The organism is Haemophilus sp. SZY H56, assembly GCF_054332415.1.
In genome coordinates this window covers 44,085-60,835 of the sequence record NZ_JBTGNX010000003.1, presented here as the reverse complement: position 1 = coordinate 60,835, position 16,751 = coordinate 44,085, and the positions used below count along the sequence as shown (strand labels likewise).

The following is a 16,751-nucleotide window of genomic DNA, read 5'->3' as shown; positions in this document are numbered from 1 at the left end:
GCGTTAAAATCCTTTTTATTTTTTTATCTACAAGCCATGCAAACATTTATTCATCAAGCTAATGCTTATGGCGCATTACGCCAACCTTTTTTCTTCTTAATTGATTTTGAACAGAAGAAACCTCTTATTTGTTCTTTTGATGAAAGCATTGAAAAAGGGCTAATTTGGGATATTCAAAGCGTAAAAAATATCCCTGAAAATCAACCGCACTTTGCTTTGTCTATCATTGATAAAAAGCCCATTACATTACATCAATATGAACAAGGATTTCATCTTGTTCAACGCGAATTACAAAAAGGTAATTCCTATTTACTCAATCTCACTTATCCTACCGGAATCAAATTAAGTGGCAATTTAACTCAAATTTTTCACTCGGTTGAAGCACCTTATAAATTACTTTTGAAGGATCAATTTATCTGCTTTTCCCCTGAATCCTTTGTGCAAATTCGACAAAACAAAATTTATACGTATCCCATGAAAGGAACGATTGATGCGAGCCGGCCTAATGCCAAAGCGAATTTGTTAAATGATGAAAAAGAGCAACGAGAACATTACACCATTGTCGATTTAATGCGTAATGATCTTTCAATGGTTGCAAAAAACATCAGAGTATCTCGTTTTCGCTACATCGATAGTATTTACACAGAACGAGGCGAAATACTGCAAACCAGTTCAGAAATTTGTGGTGAACTGGAGAATAATTGGCAAAATAAAATTGGCTCAATATTAGCTGCACTTTTACCCGCTGGTTCGATTAGCGGTGCGCCTAAAGAAAAAACGGTTTCCATTATCCAACAAGCTGAAAAGCAAGAACGAGGTTATTACACAGGAATTTTCGGTATTTTTGATGGCGAAAGTCTAAATAGCGCCGTCGCAATTCGTTTTATTGAACAAAAAGAGAATAAATTTTATTTTCGTAGTGGTGGCGGCATTACCATTCAAAGCCAACTTGAAGATGAATATCAAGAGTTGATTGCCAAAGTTTACCTTCCAATTCAAAAGGAAAAGTAATGTTCCCTTTATTTGAAACCATCGCCATTGAAAACGGCAAAATTCAAAATATTGCTCTGCATCAAGCTCGCTATGAGCGTAGCCTTATCACTTACTATGGAAAAAGTGCGGTCACTTTTTTTAATCTTTTAGATCTAATTCAAGTCCCTAAGGAGCTAGATAATAAGCTTGTTCGCTGTCGAATTGACTACAACGCTCATCAAACCAAAATTACATACCTTGAATATACACCTAAAATACATCGTGTATTCAAGCCCATAGTCTGTAATGAAATTGATTATTCGCTCAAATATACTGATCGTGAACTTATCAACGCATTATTTGCACAAAAGGGAGAGGCTGATGAAATCATTATTATTAAAGGTGGCTTTGTGACGGACTGTTCTATTGGCAATCTCGCCTTTAGAAAAGGCGGTCAATGGTTTACCCCCAATACCCCTTTATTACAAGGCACACAACGGACACATCTATTGCAATCCGGTCAACTTCAAGAAATTGAAATTAGACAAGAACAACTTAAACAGTTTAACGAAATTCGAGTCATTAATGCCTTAAATGGGCTATAAAATGCCCATTCACTTCATTCTATTTGACTAAATCTAACATCTCTTGTGCATTTGCTAAAGCAAGATCCGTAATTTCACTACCACCGAGCAATCTTGCAAGAGCAGGAACGCGCTCTTCTTGAGAAAGTGCGGTCATTTTAGTTTCTGTTTTATCATCAACGGTAAATTTCTCAACATTAAATTGATGATGTCCGTGGCATGCCACTTGTGGTAAATGGGTCACACAGAGCACTTGGCATTTATCACCTAATTGACGCAATAATTTACCCACTACACTCGCAGTTTTTCCACTAATCCCAACATCCACTTCATCAAAGATCAGCGTTGGAATCGCCGATTGATCGGACGTTAAGACTTGAATCGCTAATGAAATACGAGACAATTCACCACCTGATGCCACTTTTGCTAGCGGTTGTGCTTGTTGTCCTAAATTACTGCGTAAAGTAAAAACGATATTATCTGCCCCATTTGCCGCTACTTTAGCTAAATCCGAATTCACTTCAATGAAAAACTCGGCATTTTCCATTGCAAGCCCTTTAATAGAATGTGTCACCTGGCGCGCTAATTTCTCGGCAGCTTGGTAACGGCTTTCATGTAATTGTTTTGCCGTATGTTGCATTTTCTCAAAGGCGGCTTTTTCTTCCAGAATCAGACGTTCTTCACTTTCTGAAAAATCTAAAAGTGCGGTCAATTCTGCTTTTAATTTTTGATGCCATTCCACTAACTCTTCAGGTTTCACATTGTGCTTGCGTGCAAGTTGTAAAGCTTGACCTAAACGCTGCTCAATCTCTTGTAATAACATCGGATCTTGCTCAATATGAGAAGCAAGGTGTTGGACTTCACTTGTCGCCTCTTGCACTTGGATAAGTGCATCATTCAACATCGTTTGAACGGATGCATAGCGAGGATCTAACTCACTTAATTCATCAATATACTGTGTCGCACGATAAAGCATAGAATCGATACTCACAGTCTCATTTTCACTGAGTAGCTGTAAGGCTGATTGTGATAATTGTGTCAGCTGTTCGCTATTTGATAGACGACGTTGATCCTCTTCTAATTCTAAATATTCATTTGGACGAAGGGCAAACTCATCCAATTCTTCTACCTGATATTGTAAAAGTTGTTTCTTCGCTTCATTCTCGGCGACTTGTTGTTGGAAGTTTTTAACTTGTGTTTGAAGATTTTTCCAGGCTCGATAATCTTCTCGCATTTGTGCGAGTAAATCATGGTGATGTGCAAATGTATCCACCAACTGAAGCTGATAATCATTTTTCAATAATAACTGCGAAGCGTGCTGCCCATTAATATGAATAAGATATTGTCCTATTTCTTTTAATTGGGAAGCCGATACAGGCGTGCTATTGATAAAGGCTTTAGAACGCCCATCTGCATTAATGACACGACGTAGAATACAATCGGAGGGATTATCAGGATCTTGCAATTCTTGCTCTTGCAACCACTGATAAGCGGGGTTAGTTAGTTCAATAAAAAATGTCGCGCAAATTTCAGCTCTTTCCTGCCCTTCTCGAACCATAGAGGTTTCAATACGCTGCCCCAAGCATAATCCCAACGCATCAATAGCAATGGATTTCCCTGCGCCGGTTTCCCCCGTAATCACAGACATTCCTTTCGCCAATTCAATTTCTAATTGACGAACAATTGCAAAATTATTGATGGTAAGTTGGATTAGCATAAAAATCTCCTTAACTGTATATCCATATATTACAACTGATATAATATACAGTAAAGAGATTTTTTAACTTTTTGGATTAGAAATTTTTAAGCCAGCCTAATTTCGTGCTTAATACATTGTAATAATTATAATTTTTCAAGTGTAATAGGCGCAGTTTGTGCGGGCTTTTTTCAATATGAACCACATCATCTGGGCAAAAATCGAGTGCCATTTGACTATCACAGCCAACTTCTAATTGAGAAGTATTATGCTCAGCAAAGCGAATGGAAATTTTGCTGTCGCCATCAATGACTAATGGTCGAGAAGAAAGTGTGTGCGGGAACATCGGCACAAGGGAAATCGCATTTAAATTTGGCGTTAAAATCGGGCCACCAGCAGAAAGTGAATAAGCCGTTGAACCTGTTGGAGTGGAAACAATCAACCCGTCTGAACGTTGAGAAAAGGCAAATTTATCGTTGATATAAACATGGAAATCAATCATGTGCGCAATTTTAGCGGGGTGAATCACCGCCTCATTTACCGCATTACCGCTAGAAATAATTTCCCCATTGCGTTCAATTTTAGCTTCCAATAAAAAACGCTCTTCGACAAAAAACTCGCCGCGTTCCAAACAAGCTTCAAGCTGCGCATAAGCATTTTTCGGGTCGATATCGGTCAAAAAGCCCAAGTTACCTCGGTTTATACCAATCATTGGAATATGATATTTAGCCAAAATACGAGCTCGCCCTAGCATATTGCCATCACCACCGATCACTATCACAAGTTGTGCTTGCTTACCGATTTGTTCAACTGTCGCTAACACCTCTTCGGGTAAACCAAATTTTTCACCGACGTCTTTTTCCACTAAAACTCGATAGCCTCTCTCTTTCAGCCATTGATACAAGTTTTTATGCATTTGCAAATTAAGATCGCGACGCGGTTTTCCCATCAAGGCGATGGTTTTAAATGATTTGACTAATTCATCCATAACTATGATTGCTCCCAAGTGCAAACTCACCGATTTCTGACCCCACTTGAATTTAAAATTTTAGCCATTATATTACATAGCAATTCAATTTTGCTAAAATAGCACTAATTTTTGATAAATGGAGAAAAAGATGTCAGAACAAGCACAAAACTTAAATGAAAATGAAGAACTTGTTGAAGAAGTTCAACAGGAAACCACTTCAACGGAAGATCCGTTAGAAGAAGCGATCGCTCGTGTACAAGAGCTTGAAGAACAATTAAAAGCGCAAGTCGAAGAAACCTCTAAAAAAGAACAAGATTTATTGCTTCGCACGCGTGCAGAAATTGACAATATGCGTCGCCGTAGCGAACAAGATATTGAAAAAGCGCATAAATTTGCACTAGAAAAATTTTCAAAAGACATTTTAAATACCATTGATAACTTAGAGCGTGCGCTTTCAACACCTGCTAATAAGGAAGATGAAAGCATCAAAGCGTTATTCGATGGTGTGGAGCTGACTTTAAAAGAGTTACTCTCAACGGTTTCTCGCTTTGGTGTCGAACCTGTTGGTGCAGTGGGTGAAACCTTTAACCCTGATCTCCACCAAGCTATCTCTATGCAACCAGCTGAAGGGTTTGAAAGCAACCAAATCACCACCGTTTTACAAAAAGGCTATACCTTAAATGGTCGTGTGATTCGCCCAGCTATGGTAATGGTTGCAGCTTAATTTCTTTTCTATGACTTAAAGAGCGGACGATTTTTCGTCCGTTTTTTTATTGCCAAAAACTTGATTAAGATCAAATTTATTACAAAATAATTTGAGAATAATTCTCAACAAAAACACTCTTACTTCCCAGATTTATCAAGGTTTCAACTCAATTTCAACCATCGAAAAATACAAAATAACACTATATATTGTGTGTTGAACTATTAAACAAAACTATATATAGTGCTTTCAATTTTTTTCATAGCGACCTTACAGGAGTCATAAAATGAACGCTTTCTTTGTGATTAAGCGTGATGGTTCACGAATTGGGTTTGACCTACAACGCATTACTAATGCAATCAAAAAAGCAGCAAGTGCGGTCAATATTGTTGATGAAATTTATATTCATGAGCTGAGCCAGCGAATTAATACTGAAATTTTTAGTCATTATCAGCATGAAATTGATATCAACCAGATTCAAAAAATTGTTGAAGATCACTTAATGACAAGCAAGTATCCACAAATTGCACGTGCCTATATTGAATATCGTCACGATCGTGATCTTGCACGTGAAAAACGCAGCCAATTAACTAAAGAAATTGAAGGGCTGATTGAGCAAAGCAACGTGGAATTGCTTAATGAAAACGCCAATAAAGATGCGAAAGTTATCCCTACCCAACGTGATTTACTGGCAGGTATTGTGGCAAAACATTATGCCAAACGTCATATTCTGCCAAGAGATGTTGTTGAAGCCCATGAAAAAGGGGAAATCCACTATCACGACTTAGATTATGCGCCATTTTTCCCAATGTTTAACTGCATGCTCGTTGATCTAAAAGGCATGCTTTCACATGGTTTTAAAATAGGCAATGCTGAAATTGAGCCGCCTAAATCTATCGGTACAGCAACAGCGGTTACCGCACAAATTATTGCTCAAGTCGCTAGCCATATTTATGGCGGTACAACCATTAATCGTATTGATGAAGTACTTGCACCTTATGTTCAACTCAGCTTTGAAAAACATTTGAAAAATGCCGCCCAATGGCAAATTCCGGATGCGGAAGGTTATGCGAAAGCGCTAATTGAAAAAGAATGTTTTGATGCGTTCCAATCCCTTGAATATGAAGTCAATACGCTCCATACATCAAATGGTCAAACGCCCTTTGTTACCTTTGGTTTTGGCTTAGGTACAAGTTGGCAAGAACGGTTAATTCAGCAATCGATTTTGAAAAACCGTATTCGTGGCTTGGGTAAAAATCATAAAACGCCCGTCTTCCCTAAACTGGTCTTTACCATTAAAAAAGGCGTGAACCAAAACGAACAAGATCCAAACTATGACATTAAAAAACTGGCATTAGAATGCGCTTCAAAACGCATGTATCCAGATATTTTAAACTATGATCAAGTGGTTAAAGTCACTGGCTCATTCAAAGCCCCAATGGGTTGTCGTAGCTTCTTAGGTGCCTATGAAGAAAACGGTCATGAAGTGCATGATGGTCGCAATAATTTAGGTGTGGTGAGTTTGAATCTGCCCCGTATTGCCATTGAAGCACAAGGAAATGAAGAAAAATTCTACCGCACTTTAGATGAACGCTTAGTCCTCGCGAAGAAAGCCTTACTTACCCGTATTGCGCGCCTAGAAAATACCAAAGCTCGTGTCGCGCCAATTCTCTATATGGAAGGCGCTTGCGGCGTTCGACTAAAAGCCGATGATAATGTTGCGGATATTTTCAAAAATGGACGAGCATCAATTTCTTTAGGCTATATTGGCATTCATGAAACCATCAATGCACTGTATAAAAAGGGACATATTTTTGACGATGAGCAACTGCGTGAAAAAGGCATCGCGATTGTGCGTCGTTTAAGCGAAGCGGTAAAACAATGGCAGAAAGAAACCGGCTATGCATTTAGCCTTTATTCCACACCAAGTGAAAACTTGTGCGATCGTTTCTGCCGTTTAGATACCAAACAATTTGGTGTCATTGACGGCGTTACCGATAAAGGCTACTACACTAACAGCTATCACTTAGATGTAGAGAAAAAAGTCAATCCATACGATAAATTAGACTTTGAAATGCCTTATCCTAAACTAGCAAGTGGCGGCTTTATCTGTTATGGCGAATACCCTAACATTCAACATAACCTCAAAGCACTCGAAGATGTGTGGGATTATAGCTACGATCGCGTGCCTTATTACGGCACCAATACGCCAATTGATGAATGTTACGAATGTGGCTTCACGGGAGAGTTTAATTGCACAAGTAAAGGCTTTGTTTGTCCGAAATGTGGCAACCATGACAGTGCAAAAGTCTCCGTGACCCGACGAGTTTGTGGTTATCTCGGCAGCCCTGATGCTCGTCCATTCAACGCTGGCAAACAAGAAGAAGTAAAACGTCGAGTGAAACACCTATAATGTCGCAGCATTGATTATGATAAAATAGCTCATCAAAAGTGAGCTATTTTTATTTCAATAAATAAGGAAGTACCATGCCAACACTGACACAAATCACGCAATCCATTATGCAAGATCCCGATAATCAATCATTCACAGCAAAAAGAATTGAACCGCTTTTTGCGGCACCAACGACAGCTCGTATTAATATTGTCGGACAAGCCCCCGGAATTAAAGCGCAAGAAAGTCGTTTATATTGGAATGATAAAAGCGGTGATCGCCTACGCAAATGGCTAGGTGTGGATCGCGATACCTTTTATCACTCGGGTATGTTTGCAGTCATCCCGATGGATTTTTATTACCCTGGGAAAGGAAAATCGGGTGATTTACCACCGCGCAAAGGCTTTGCGGAAAAATGGCATCCAGCAATTCTCGCTAACTTGCCCAATATCGAGCTCACCATTCTTATCGGGCAATATGCACAAAAATATTATTTACCTGAAAACGAGCTTAATGTGACTGAGACGGTTCACCATTTCCGTGATTTTCTTCCCCACTTTCTTCCGCTTGTTCACCCTTCTCCACGCAATCAAATTTGGCTCAAGAAAAATCCATGGTTTGAGCAAGAGATAGTTCCAACATTACAAAAGCAAGTGAAAGCGATTTTATCTTATTAGTTTAACATCTGATTTATAAGGTTATCTTTAATAAATTCAATATATTAATAATACTTCTTTATTATGATACTAATCCGTTTTGAGTATGTCTTCTTTTCTGATTAATCTTTCTTGTGCTACAATCGGCGACTATTAACAAATATGAGGAAAAATATGCAACAAACCCCTGTTACTAACTCAAGAGCCAAAGCTTGGAATAAAAATGCGATTATATTCCTCGTCGATGTCGTGCTCTTCTTTGTTTTATTAAACACGCTTCCTTTTGAGCTAGCAGTCAATAAAGGTTTAGCATTATTAGCATTCGTGGCAATTTTATGGCTTACTGAAGCAGTAAATGTCACGATTACAGCGCTATTTGTTCCTATCCTGTCCGTATTATTAGGATTGGTAAATAGTCGTGAGGCCTTGGTGGCTTTTGCCGATCCAACTATTTTCTTATTTTTTGGCGGATTTGCGCTTGCGACCGCATTAAATGTGCAAAAAATTGACCAAATGATTGCCAATAAAATTATGCAATTAGCCAAAGGTCGATTATTCATTGCTGTTCTTTATCTATTCTTAGCCACGGCTTTTTTATCTATGTGGATGAGTAATACGGCTACAGCGGCAATGATGATACCACTTTCCATGACGATCTTAAGCCAATTAGATCGTAATAAAGAACATAACACTTATATATTTGTATTATTAGGCATCGCCTATAGTGCCACTATTGGGGGTATGGGGACTTTGGTAGGAAGCCCTCCTAATGCCATCGCTGCCTCTCAGCTTCATTTAGGTTTTGCTGACTGGTTAATGTATGGCACGCCAGTGATGTTAATTTTATTCCCAATTATCATCGGTTGGTTATACATCGTCTTTAAACCGAAATTAAACCTTCATTTTGAAGCCGAATTTGCCAAAATCCATATGAATAAAAAACGTATTTTAACTTTAGCGATTTTTGTAGCGGTGGCAATTCTTTGGATTTTTGGCGGCTATCTCAATCCCATTATTTCTCAATTATTAGGACTCCCTAAACCAATCGGCAGTTTTGATAGTATGGTCGCACTCTCTGCAGCAATTGTTATTTGTGTAACAGGCATCGCAAGCTGGAAAGAAGTACAAGAAAATACAGAATGGGGCGTACTTTTCCTCTTTGGTGGTGGTTTAACATTAAGCTCGGTTCTTACCCATTCTGGTGCAAGCAAAATCATGGCGGATGGTATAGTCTTCATTATTGAGGGGGGCCACTACTATGTGATGGCATTAATTGTTGCAGCATTTATTGTGATTTTGACCGAGTTTACTTCAAACACGGCAAGTGCAGCCTTACTTGTCCCAATCTTTATATCTATCGCTCAAGCACTCAATATGCCTCCGCTTGGTTTTGCGATGATTATTGGTTTGGGTGCATCTTGTGCTTTTATGATGCCGGTTGGTACACCGCCTAATGCAATTGTGTACGCCACAGGCTTTGTCAAACAATCTGAAATGGTTCGTGTCGGTAAGTTTATTGATTTAACCTGTATAATCGTTATTGCAACTATTGCTTATCTATTCTGGATGTAGCCTTTAAAACAGACAAGAGCGGTTGAAAATAACATGATTTTTAACCGCTCTTTTTTATTTTACCTACGCAAACGTTTGCGTAAATGAGAATTTCACGTATAATTCGCACAATTTTTTTATACTTAAAAGAACCTATGAATAACAACCTACTTTATACCGTGGAAGACAAACCACCTTTCGGATTGAGTTTACTCCTTGCGGCACAACATTTACTTGCTGCACTCGGGGGTATTATTGCCGTACCATTGGTCATTGGTAACGTCTTAAAATTACCGACCGAAGATACCATTACATTAGTTAATGCTGCGCTTTTAATTTCTGGTGTAGTCACGGTTATCCAATGTAAAGGCTTAGGACCTGTGGGCATTCGTTTACCAAGTGTGATGGGAACCAGTTTTACTTTCGTTGCCGCCGCACTGGCCATTGGTTTTAGTGAATATGGTATCGCTGGTATTCTAGGTTCTTCTCTCATTGGTTCCTTAGTGATGATTATCGGCAGTTTCTTCATGCCGTATATTCGCAAATTGTTTCCACCACTTGTGACGGGGACTGTTGTCATGATGATCGGCTTAAGCCTGATTCCAGTTGCGGTTGACTGGTTCGCGGGTGGTCAACGTGGTGATGCGAATTATGCGACGCCAGAAAACTTAATGATGGCGAGCTTTGTGTTGGTGATCGTAGTCGTGCTCGTGCAATGGGGCAAAGGGATTTTCTCTGCCGCAGCAATCGTTATTGGAATGATGACAGGCTATCTCGTTTGTTTAGCCATGGGCTGGGTAAGCTTTGAAGGCGTAAAACAAGCTCAAACTTTTGCGATTCCACAACCACTACACTTTGGCTTAGCCTTCCCAATTTCAGGTATTATCGGCATGTCCATTGCGTATTTAGTGACGATTGTTGAATCAAGCGGTAACTTCCTAGCACTAGGTAATGCTACCAAAACCGAAATCACCGGCAAACATTTACGCGGTGGCGTTTTAGCCGATGGTTTAGGATCTGCCCTAGCTGCCATTATGTCCACCACACCATTCTCTTCATTCTCACAAAACATTGGTGTCATTTCTCTAACGGGCGTGGCAAGTCGTCACGTGGTTGCGCTAACCGGTGTACTTCTAGCGCTAGCAGGCTTATTCCCTGTATTCGGCGCATTAATTGTTTCAATTCCATTGCCTGTATTAGGTGGTGCAGGCTTAATGATGTTCGCGATGATTATCGCTGCAGGTATCCAAATGTTGGATAAAGTGGCACGTAGCAAACGCAATGGTTTAATTATCGCGATTTCCATTGGCTGCGGCTTAGCGGTGACGACTCGTCCAGAATTGCTTGATAAATTACCGCACTTTTTCAAAGAAGTGCTCGGTTCAGGTATTACTGTAGGTTCATTACTTGCCTTAATTCTTAACCTCGTGCTTCCAGAAGATAAAGTGGAAGAAACAAAAGAATAAAAATAGATAGCGAATAAGGGCAGATTAACACTGCCCTTTTCTTTTCCTGTAAAACATTTCTAAAACTGACCGCACTTTGTTAAAATCAGGTATCATTTTCCATTGATCAAGGAATAAAAATGTCAGATTTACCTTTTTTAGTTGAACTCAACGAACAAAATCTTACGGAAACGTTGCAACGTTCCGTCGAAACCCCGCTTGTCATTAACTTTTACGCACCAAGCCATAAAGAATCGGCAGATTTTGCCAATCTATTACAACGCGTGGCAGAACAACACCAAGGACAATTTATTCTCGGCTTAGTCAATTGTGAAACGGAGCAAATGATTGCCGCACAATTTCGTATTCAAGCGTTGCCTACAACTTATCTTTTTAAAGAAGCACAAGCATTAGATGCGTTCCCAGGTGCATTAGATGAAGCCAGCTTATTGCAACGTTTGAGCGCCATTTTGCCAAAAGAAGAAGATTTAAAATTCCAAAAAGCCTTGGACTTTTTACAAGTGGAAGATTACGACTCGGCCCTTCCACTACTGAAAGAAGCCTGGGAGCTTTCAGATAAGAAAAACAGCGATGTCGCATTACTTTATGCAGAAACCTATATCGCCATGAAAAAAACAGAGCCAGCGGCAGATATTTTAGCGCAAATTCCAATTCAGGATCGCGACAGCCGTTGGCATGGCTTACAAGCGCAAATTGAACTTTTAATTAAAGCGGCTGATACACCAGAAATTCAGCAATTACAAGCGGATTATGCGAAAAATCCAACGCCTGAAATTGCGTTGAAATTGGCTGTTCAGCTACATCAAGCCAATCGAAATGAAGAAGCATTGGATTTATTATTTAACATTCTAAAACAAGATCTTTCTGCAGAAAATGGTGAAGTGAAACAACAGTTTTTATCTATTTTATCAGCCATTGGCAATGCAGATCCTATCACCAATAAATATCGCCGATGGCTCTATTCATTGCTTTACTAATACGATCAACTATTTTTTTATGCATGAAGGCTTTATAATGAACGAATTCCAAAAGCCTCATGCTTTATTTTATAAACAAAGGATTCTTTATGTCAGACGTTAAACACAGTAAATTATTAATTTTAGGTTCGGGCCCTGCGGGTTATACTGCGGCTATTTATGCTGCTCGCGCAAACTTAAAACCTGTTTTAGTGACCGGTCTTCAACAAGGTGGGCAACTTACTACCACAGATGAAATTGAAAATTGGCCGGGTGATTTTGAAATGACAACTGGCCCTGGTTTAATGCAACGTATGTTGCAACATGCTGAAAAATTTGAAACCGAAATCGTGTTTGATCATATCAATAAAGTCGATTTATCTTCTCGCCCATTCAAACTTTATGGCGATATGCAAACCTTCACATGTGATGCGTTAATCATCGCAACAGGGGCATCAGCACGTTATATCGGATTAGAATCTGAAACCGCTTATAAAGGCCGTGGCGTTTCAGCTTGTGCAACCTGTGATGGTTTCTTCTATCGCAATAAACCGGTTGCCGTTGTCGGTGGCGGAAATACCGCAGTTGAAGAAGCGCTTTACTTAGCCAATATTGCGTCTGAAGTACATTTAATCCACCGTCGCGATAGCTTCCGTGCGGAAAAAATCTTAATCGATCGCTTATACAAAAAAGTCGAAGAAGGCAAAATCGTGCTTCATACTGACCGCACTTTGAATGAAGTGTTAGGCGATAACATGGGCGTAACAGGTGTACGTTTAGAAAACGTGAAAACTGGCGAAAAAGAAGACGTGAAATTAGACGGTTTATTTATTGCCATCGGTCATGCGCCAAACACTGAAATCTTCCAAGGTCAGCTTGAACTTAATAACGGTTATATCGTTGTGAAGTCTGGTCTTGAAGGCAATGCAACAGCAACGTCTGTGGAAGGCGTATTTGCTGCGGGTGATGTAATGGATCACAACTATCGCCAAGCTATTACTTCAGCAGGTACAGGCTGTATGGCTGCATTAGATGCTGAACGTTATTTAGATGCACAAGAATAAGTGCGCTAAATTCTCATGTAAGGTGCGTAAAACAAGGTTTCACGCACCTATTATTTTTCAAAGGTAGATTTTTTAATCCTCTAGCCAACCCATCCTATCCTAGGATAAACAAAAACAATGGACAAACTTCGCCAAAAATACTTACAAAAATGGCTTCGTGCGCAACAACAACCTGTTAAAAAATTAATGCACACCAATATTGCCCTTGCCACACTTTCTTCCTTAATTCTTGTGGCTCAAACCTATTTTCTTGCGACATTGCTCGACAAGCTCATTATGCAAAATGTCGATCGCACTGAATTGGTTCTCTATTTTATTGCATTAATCATGACTTTTGCTTTGCGTGCGGCCATTTTATGGCTGCGCGAAAAAATTGGCTTTAAAGCTGGTCGATTACTACGCAACGATATGCGCCAAAAGATCTTAGACAAAATCCACCAAGTGGGACCAGCTACCATCAATAATAAACCCGCCGGTAGCTGGGCAAGTATCATGCTTGAACAAGTTGAAAATCTGCATAACTTCTATGCGCGCTTCTTACCACAACAAAGTTTGTCTGCCATTGTACCAATGGTGATTTTAATTGCCGTATTCCCGCTCAACTGGGCGGCTGGATTGATTTTGATGGTCACTGCACCGCTTGTACCAATTTTTATGATTCTGGTGGGGATTGCAGCAGCGGATAGCAGCCAAAAAAATATGGCGACCCTTTCTCGCTTAAGTGCACAATTCTTGGATCGCTTACGTGGTTTAGAAACCTTACGTCTTTTCAACCGCACTTCAGAACAAACACAACATATTGAAAACACAACAGAAGACTTCCGTGAAACGACCATGACGGTACTTAAAATGGCGTTTCTCTCTTCTGCTGTGTTAGAGTTTTTCACCTCCATTTCCATTGCTTTAATGGCGGTGTACTTTGGTTTTAGCTATTTAGGCCAAGTCGAATTTGGCACTTATGGCACTACGCTGACCTTATTTACCGGTTTTTTCTGCTTAATTCTGGCACCAGAGTTTTATCAACCATTGCGTGATCTCGGGACTTACTACCACGATCGTGCAGCTGGTATTGGTGCGGCTGATGCCATTGTTGATTTCTTAGAGGCGGATTATTTAATTGCACATCAAGGCAATGAACAAATTCCAGCGCAAAGTGCGGTCGACATTCAGGCTGAAAATTTAGTGGCGCTTTCTCCACAAGGTCAACCATTAACTAAACCCCTTTCATTCCATATTCCGGAAGAAAGCCATATTGCCCTTGTGGGCCAAAGTGGTGCAGGAAAAACCTCTTTAATCAATGTATTACTGGGTTTCTTGCCTTATGAAGGCTGCTTAAAAATTAACGGTGTGGAACTGAATCAAAGCCGTTTAAGCGACTGGCGTAAACAAATTGCGTGGGTAGGTCAGAACCCATTACTGCTACAAGGCAGAATCAAAGAAAACCTACTTTTAGGTGATATTCAAGCTACTGATGAGCAAATTGAGCAAGCCTTGATTTCTGCTCAAGCGAAAGAGTTTACCGATAAATTAGGCTTAGATAGTGAAATTAAAGATGGTGGGATTGGTGTATCTGTAGGCCAAGCTCAACGCTTAGCGATCGCTCGCGCTTTACTACGCAAAGGCAATTTATTATTACTCGATGAGCCAACGGCTAGCCTGGATGCTCAGTCTGAAAATCTGGTACTTGCTGCCCTTGCAGAAATGAGCCATAACCAAACGACCTTAATGATCACACACCGTATTGAAGATCTAAAACAATGTGACAATATTTTTGTGATGCAAGAAGGTGAAATTGTTCAACAAGGGCATTTCAACCAATTAAAAGATCAAGGCTTCTTTGCCGAATTATTGGCTCAACGAAAAGAGGATATTCAATAATGCGTGCTTTACTTCCCTTTTTACGTTTATTTAAATTCGCCAAGCTGCCTTTATTTTTAGGCTTGGTTTTAATGATCACGGGCCTCGTATCCAGTATTGGCTTGCTGACCACTTCGGGTTGGTTTTTAGCGGCAACGGCCATTGCGGGTCTTGGCACGTTATTTAATTTCTTCTATCCATCTGCTTCTGTGCGTGGGCTTGCTATTAGCCGCACCTTTTTCCGCTATTTTGAAAAGTTAGTGACGCACGATGCGACTTTCCGCATTTTGGCTAAATTACGCGTGCAAGTTTTTGAGAAGATTATTCCCTTAAGCCCTGCGGTGTTAAATCGCTACCGTAACAGCGATTTATTAAACCGCTTAGTGTCGGATGTAGATACCCTCGATAGCCTTTACCTTCGCTTAATTGCGCCATTTATTACGGCTATTTTTGTAATTCTAGCCATGTGTATTGGCTTAAGTTTTGTTAATGCACCTTTAGCCTTAGGTTTAGGTGTGAGCCTGCTTTTATTAGTATTCGTCATTCCAACCGTTTTCTACAAACTGGGTAAAAAATTTGGCGATAAACTCGTGCATTCACGCGCACTTTATCGCACGCAATTCTTAGAATTTATCCAAGCACAAGCGGAATTATTGCTCTTTAATGCTGAAGATAAATTGAAAGATAACATGGCTAAAACTGAAGCTAACTGGCAAGCAGACCAGCAAAAAGAAGCAAATTTAAGCGGATTTTCAACCGCACTTTCACTCTTTTTAAATGGTTTAATTATTGCCGCAATGTTGTGGTTTAGCTCACAAGCGGAGTTTGGTAACGATGAATATCGCATGGCATTTATTGCGCTCTTCACTTTTGCGGCCTTAGCTTCATTTGAAATCTTAATGCCATTAGGTTCTGCATTCTTACATATCGGGCAAGTCATTGCGTCAGCTGAACGCCTGACAGATATTATCGAACAACAACCATTAGTGGCTTTTAATGGCAAAGCGGAGTTCGATCAAAACGCCACAACATTAATTGAAGCCAAAGATCTTTCTTTTACTTATCCTGAACGTCAAAATCGTGCTTTAGAGAATTTGAATTTAACTATTCAAAAAGGCAAAAAAGTCGCAATTTTAGGTAAAACAGGCAGCGGAAAATCCACGTTATTACAGCTTTTAGTGCGTAATTATGATGCTAATCAAGGAGAATTATTCCTTGCTGGAAAACCCATTGCTGATTATTCAGAAGACACATTACGCAACCAATTCTGCTTTTTAACGCAACGTGTTCATGTATTTAGCGATACACTTCGTCAAAATCTGCAATTTGCAAGTGCGGTCAAGATTTCAGATGAAAAAATGATCGAGGTGTTAAATCAAGTTGGTTTAGGCAAATTGTTGGAACAAGAACAAGGTTTAGATATTTGGTTAGGTGATGGCGGCCGTCCACTTTCTGGTGGAGAACAACGTCGTTTAGGCTTAGCGCGTATTTTGCTTAATGATGCGCCAATTTTATTATTAGATGAGCCAACTGAAGGTTTAGACCGAGAAACGGAACGCCAAATTCTGCGTTTAATTCTTGCCCATGCTGAAAATAAAACCTTAATTATGGTGACTCACCGCTTAACGGCGATTGAGCAATTTGATGAGCTTTATGTGATTGATGAAGCAAAGCTAATTGAAAAAGGCACTTATGCAGAATTATTGCAATTAGAAAAAGGGTTCTTCAAACAATTAGTGGAGCGTGTGTAAAACAAGGAAGGATAAGTTGGGTGGAAATCTTCCCAGCTTATTCTCGGCACACAGAAATTCCGACTTTGGCTGCTTTCTTCCGAACCTGACCGAGTAAACCGGACACCGTTGCGAGAGACTGAGAAGATTTCCA

13 protein-coding genes and 1 other RNA gene are annotated in these 16,751 nt (G+C 39.8%); 11 read left to right on the top strand and 3 right to left on the bottom strand.

What is annotated here, in order from left to right; translation table 11 throughout:
• Positions 1–36 precede the first annotated feature (36 nt).
• The gene (locus ACXVWP_RS03270) at positions 37–1,011 is read left to right on the top strand and encodes an aminodeoxychorismate synthase component I (protein WP_289901282.1); all 975 of its coding nucleotides are present in this window, start codon (positions 37–39) and stop codon (positions 1,009–1,011) included.
• Entirely contained in the window at positions 1,011–1,577 is a 567-nt protein-coding gene (locus ACXVWP_RS03265) for an aminotransferase class IV family protein (RefSeq protein WP_289901283.1), read from the top strand. The genes ACXVWP_RS03270 and ACXVWP_RS03265 overlap by 1 nt, the downstream gene beginning before the upstream one ends.
• A gap of 19 nt (positions 1,578–1,596) precedes the next feature.
• Here the strand turns inward: ACXVWP_RS03265 and recN are convergent, their stop codons facing one another.
• Complete coding sequence (gene recN, locus ACXVWP_RS03260; RefSeq protein WP_289901284.1) at positions 1,597–3,273, bottom strand: DNA repair protein RecN; 1,677 nt, start codon at positions 3,271–3,273, stop codon at positions 1,597–1,599.
• Between the two features lie 76 nt (positions 3,274–3,349).
• Complete coding sequence (locus tag ACXVWP_RS03255) at positions 3,350–4,240, bottom strand: NAD(+) kinase (RefSeq protein ID WP_297568517.1); 891 nt, start codon at positions 4,238–4,240, stop codon at positions 3,350–3,352.
• 130 nt (positions 4,241–4,370) lie between these two features.
• On the opposite strand from ACXVWP_RS03255, the gene grpE reads away from it, so the two are divergent.
• From grpE to cydC, 9 genes are all read left to right on the top strand, one after another.
• Positions 4,371–4,946 carry a nucleotide exchange factor GrpE gene (grpE, locus tag ACXVWP_RS03250; RefSeq protein WP_289901286.1) on the top strand — a complete coding sequence of 192 codons (576 nt, stop codon included), beginning with the start codon at positions 4,371–4,373 and terminating at the stop codon, positions 4,944–4,946.
• A gap of 265 nt (positions 4,947–5,211) precedes the next feature.
• On the top strand, positions 5,212–7,338 hold the full coding sequence (gene nrdD, locus ACXVWP_RS03245) for an anaerobic ribonucleoside-triphosphate reductase (RefSeq protein ID WP_289901287.1): 2,127 nt from the start codon (positions 5,212–5,214) through the stop codon (positions 7,336–7,338).
• A gap of 74 nt (positions 7,339–7,412) precedes the next feature.
• Positions 7,413–7,994: a uracil-DNA glycosylase family protein gene (locus ACXVWP_RS03240; protein WP_289901288.1), complete on the top strand. Its 582-nt coding sequence runs from the start codon at positions 7,413–7,415 to the stop codon at positions 7,992–7,994.
• Between the two features lie 153 nt (positions 7,995–8,147).
• Entirely contained in the window at positions 8,148–9,545 is a 1,398-nt protein-coding gene (locus ACXVWP_RS03235) for a DASS family sodium-coupled anion symporter (protein WP_289901289.1), read from the top strand.
• A 134-nt stretch (positions 9,546–9,679) separates the two neighbouring features.
• A complete protein-coding gene (locus ACXVWP_RS03230; protein WP_289901290.1) occupies positions 9,680–10,990 on the top strand; it encodes a nucleobase:cation symporter-2 family protein in 1,311 nt (436 codons plus the stop codon).
• Positions 10,991–11,109: 119 nt separating this feature from the next.
• The gene (locus ACXVWP_RS03225; protein ID WP_289901291.1) at positions 11,110–11,967 is read left to right on the top strand and encodes a co-chaperone YbbN; all 858 of its coding nucleotides are present in this window, start codon (positions 11,110–11,112) and stop codon (positions 11,965–11,967) included.
• An 89-nt stretch (positions 11,968–12,056) separates the two neighbouring features.
• On the top strand, positions 12,057–13,010 hold the full coding sequence (gene trxB / locus ACXVWP_RS03220) for a thioredoxin-disulfide reductase (RefSeq protein WP_005699879.1): 954 nt from the start codon (positions 12,057–12,059) through the stop codon (positions 13,008–13,010).
• A gap of 117 nt (positions 13,011–13,127) precedes the next feature.
• Entirely contained in the window at positions 13,128–14,888 is a 1,761-nt protein-coding gene (gene cydD, locus ACXVWP_RS03215; protein ID WP_289901292.1) for a heme ABC transporter permease/ATP-binding protein CydD, read from the top strand.
• Positions 14,888–16,618, top strand: a complete 1,731-nt coding sequence (gene cydC / locus ACXVWP_RS03210) for a heme ABC transporter ATP-binding protein/permease CydC (protein ID WP_289901293.1) — start codon at positions 14,888–14,890, stop codon at positions 16,616–16,618. Before cydD ends, cydC begins: the two co-directional genes overlap by 1 nt.
• Positions 16,619–16,644: 26 nt before the next feature.
• Here the strand turns inward: cydC and ffs are convergent.
• An RNA gene (ffs, locus tag ACXVWP_RS03205) (signal recognition particle sRNA small type) lies at positions 16,645–16,743 on the bottom strand.
• Between the last annotated feature and the right edge of the window lie 8 nt (positions 16,744–16,751).

Bases quoted from the DNA above. Each gene is read 5' to 3' on its own strand.
- ACXVWP_RS03270 (WP_289901282.1), top strand. From the start codon at position 37: ATGCAAACATTTATTCATCAAGCTAATGCTTATGGCGCATTACGCCAA.
- ACXVWP_RS03265 (WP_289901283.1), top strand. From the start codon at position 1,011: ATGTTCCCTTTATTTGAAACCATCGCCATTGAAAACGGCAAAATTCAA.
- recN (WP_289901284.1), bottom strand. From the start codon at position 3,273: ATGCTAATCCAACTTACCATCAATAATTTTGCAATTGTTCGTCAATTA.
- ACXVWP_RS03255 (WP_297568517.1), bottom strand. From the start codon at position 4,240: ATGGATGAATTAGTCAAATCATTTAAAACCATCGCCTTGATGGGAAAA.
- grpE (WP_289901286.1), top strand. From the start codon at position 4,371: ATGTCAGAACAAGCACAAAACTTAAATGAAAATGAAGAACTTGTTGAA.
- nrdD (WP_289901287.1), top strand. From the start codon at position 5,212: ATGAACGCTTTCTTTGTGATTAAGCGTGATGGTTCACGAATTGGGTTT.
- ACXVWP_RS03240 (WP_289901288.1), top strand. From the start codon at position 7,413: ATGCCAACACTGACACAAATCACGCAATCCATTATGCAAGATCCCGAT.
- ACXVWP_RS03235 (WP_289901289.1), top strand. From the start codon at position 8,148: ATGCAACAAACCCCTGTTACTAACTCAAGAGCCAAAGCTTGGAATAAA.
- ACXVWP_RS03230 (WP_289901290.1), top strand. From the start codon at position 9,680: ATGAATAACAACCTACTTTATACCGTGGAAGACAAACCACCTTTCGGA.
- ACXVWP_RS03225 (WP_289901291.1), top strand. From the start codon at position 11,110: ATGTCAGATTTACCTTTTTTAGTTGAACTCAACGAACAAAATCTTACG.
- trxB (WP_005699879.1), top strand. From the start codon at position 12,057: ATGTCAGACGTTAAACACAGTAAATTATTAATTTTAGGTTCGGGCCCT.
- cydD (WP_289901292.1), top strand. From the start codon at position 13,128: ATGGACAAACTTCGCCAAAAATACTTACAAAAATGGCTTCGTGCGCAA.
- cydC (WP_289901293.1), top strand. From the start codon at position 14,888: ATGCGTGCTTTACTTCCCTTTTTACGTTTATTTAAATTCGCCAAGCTG.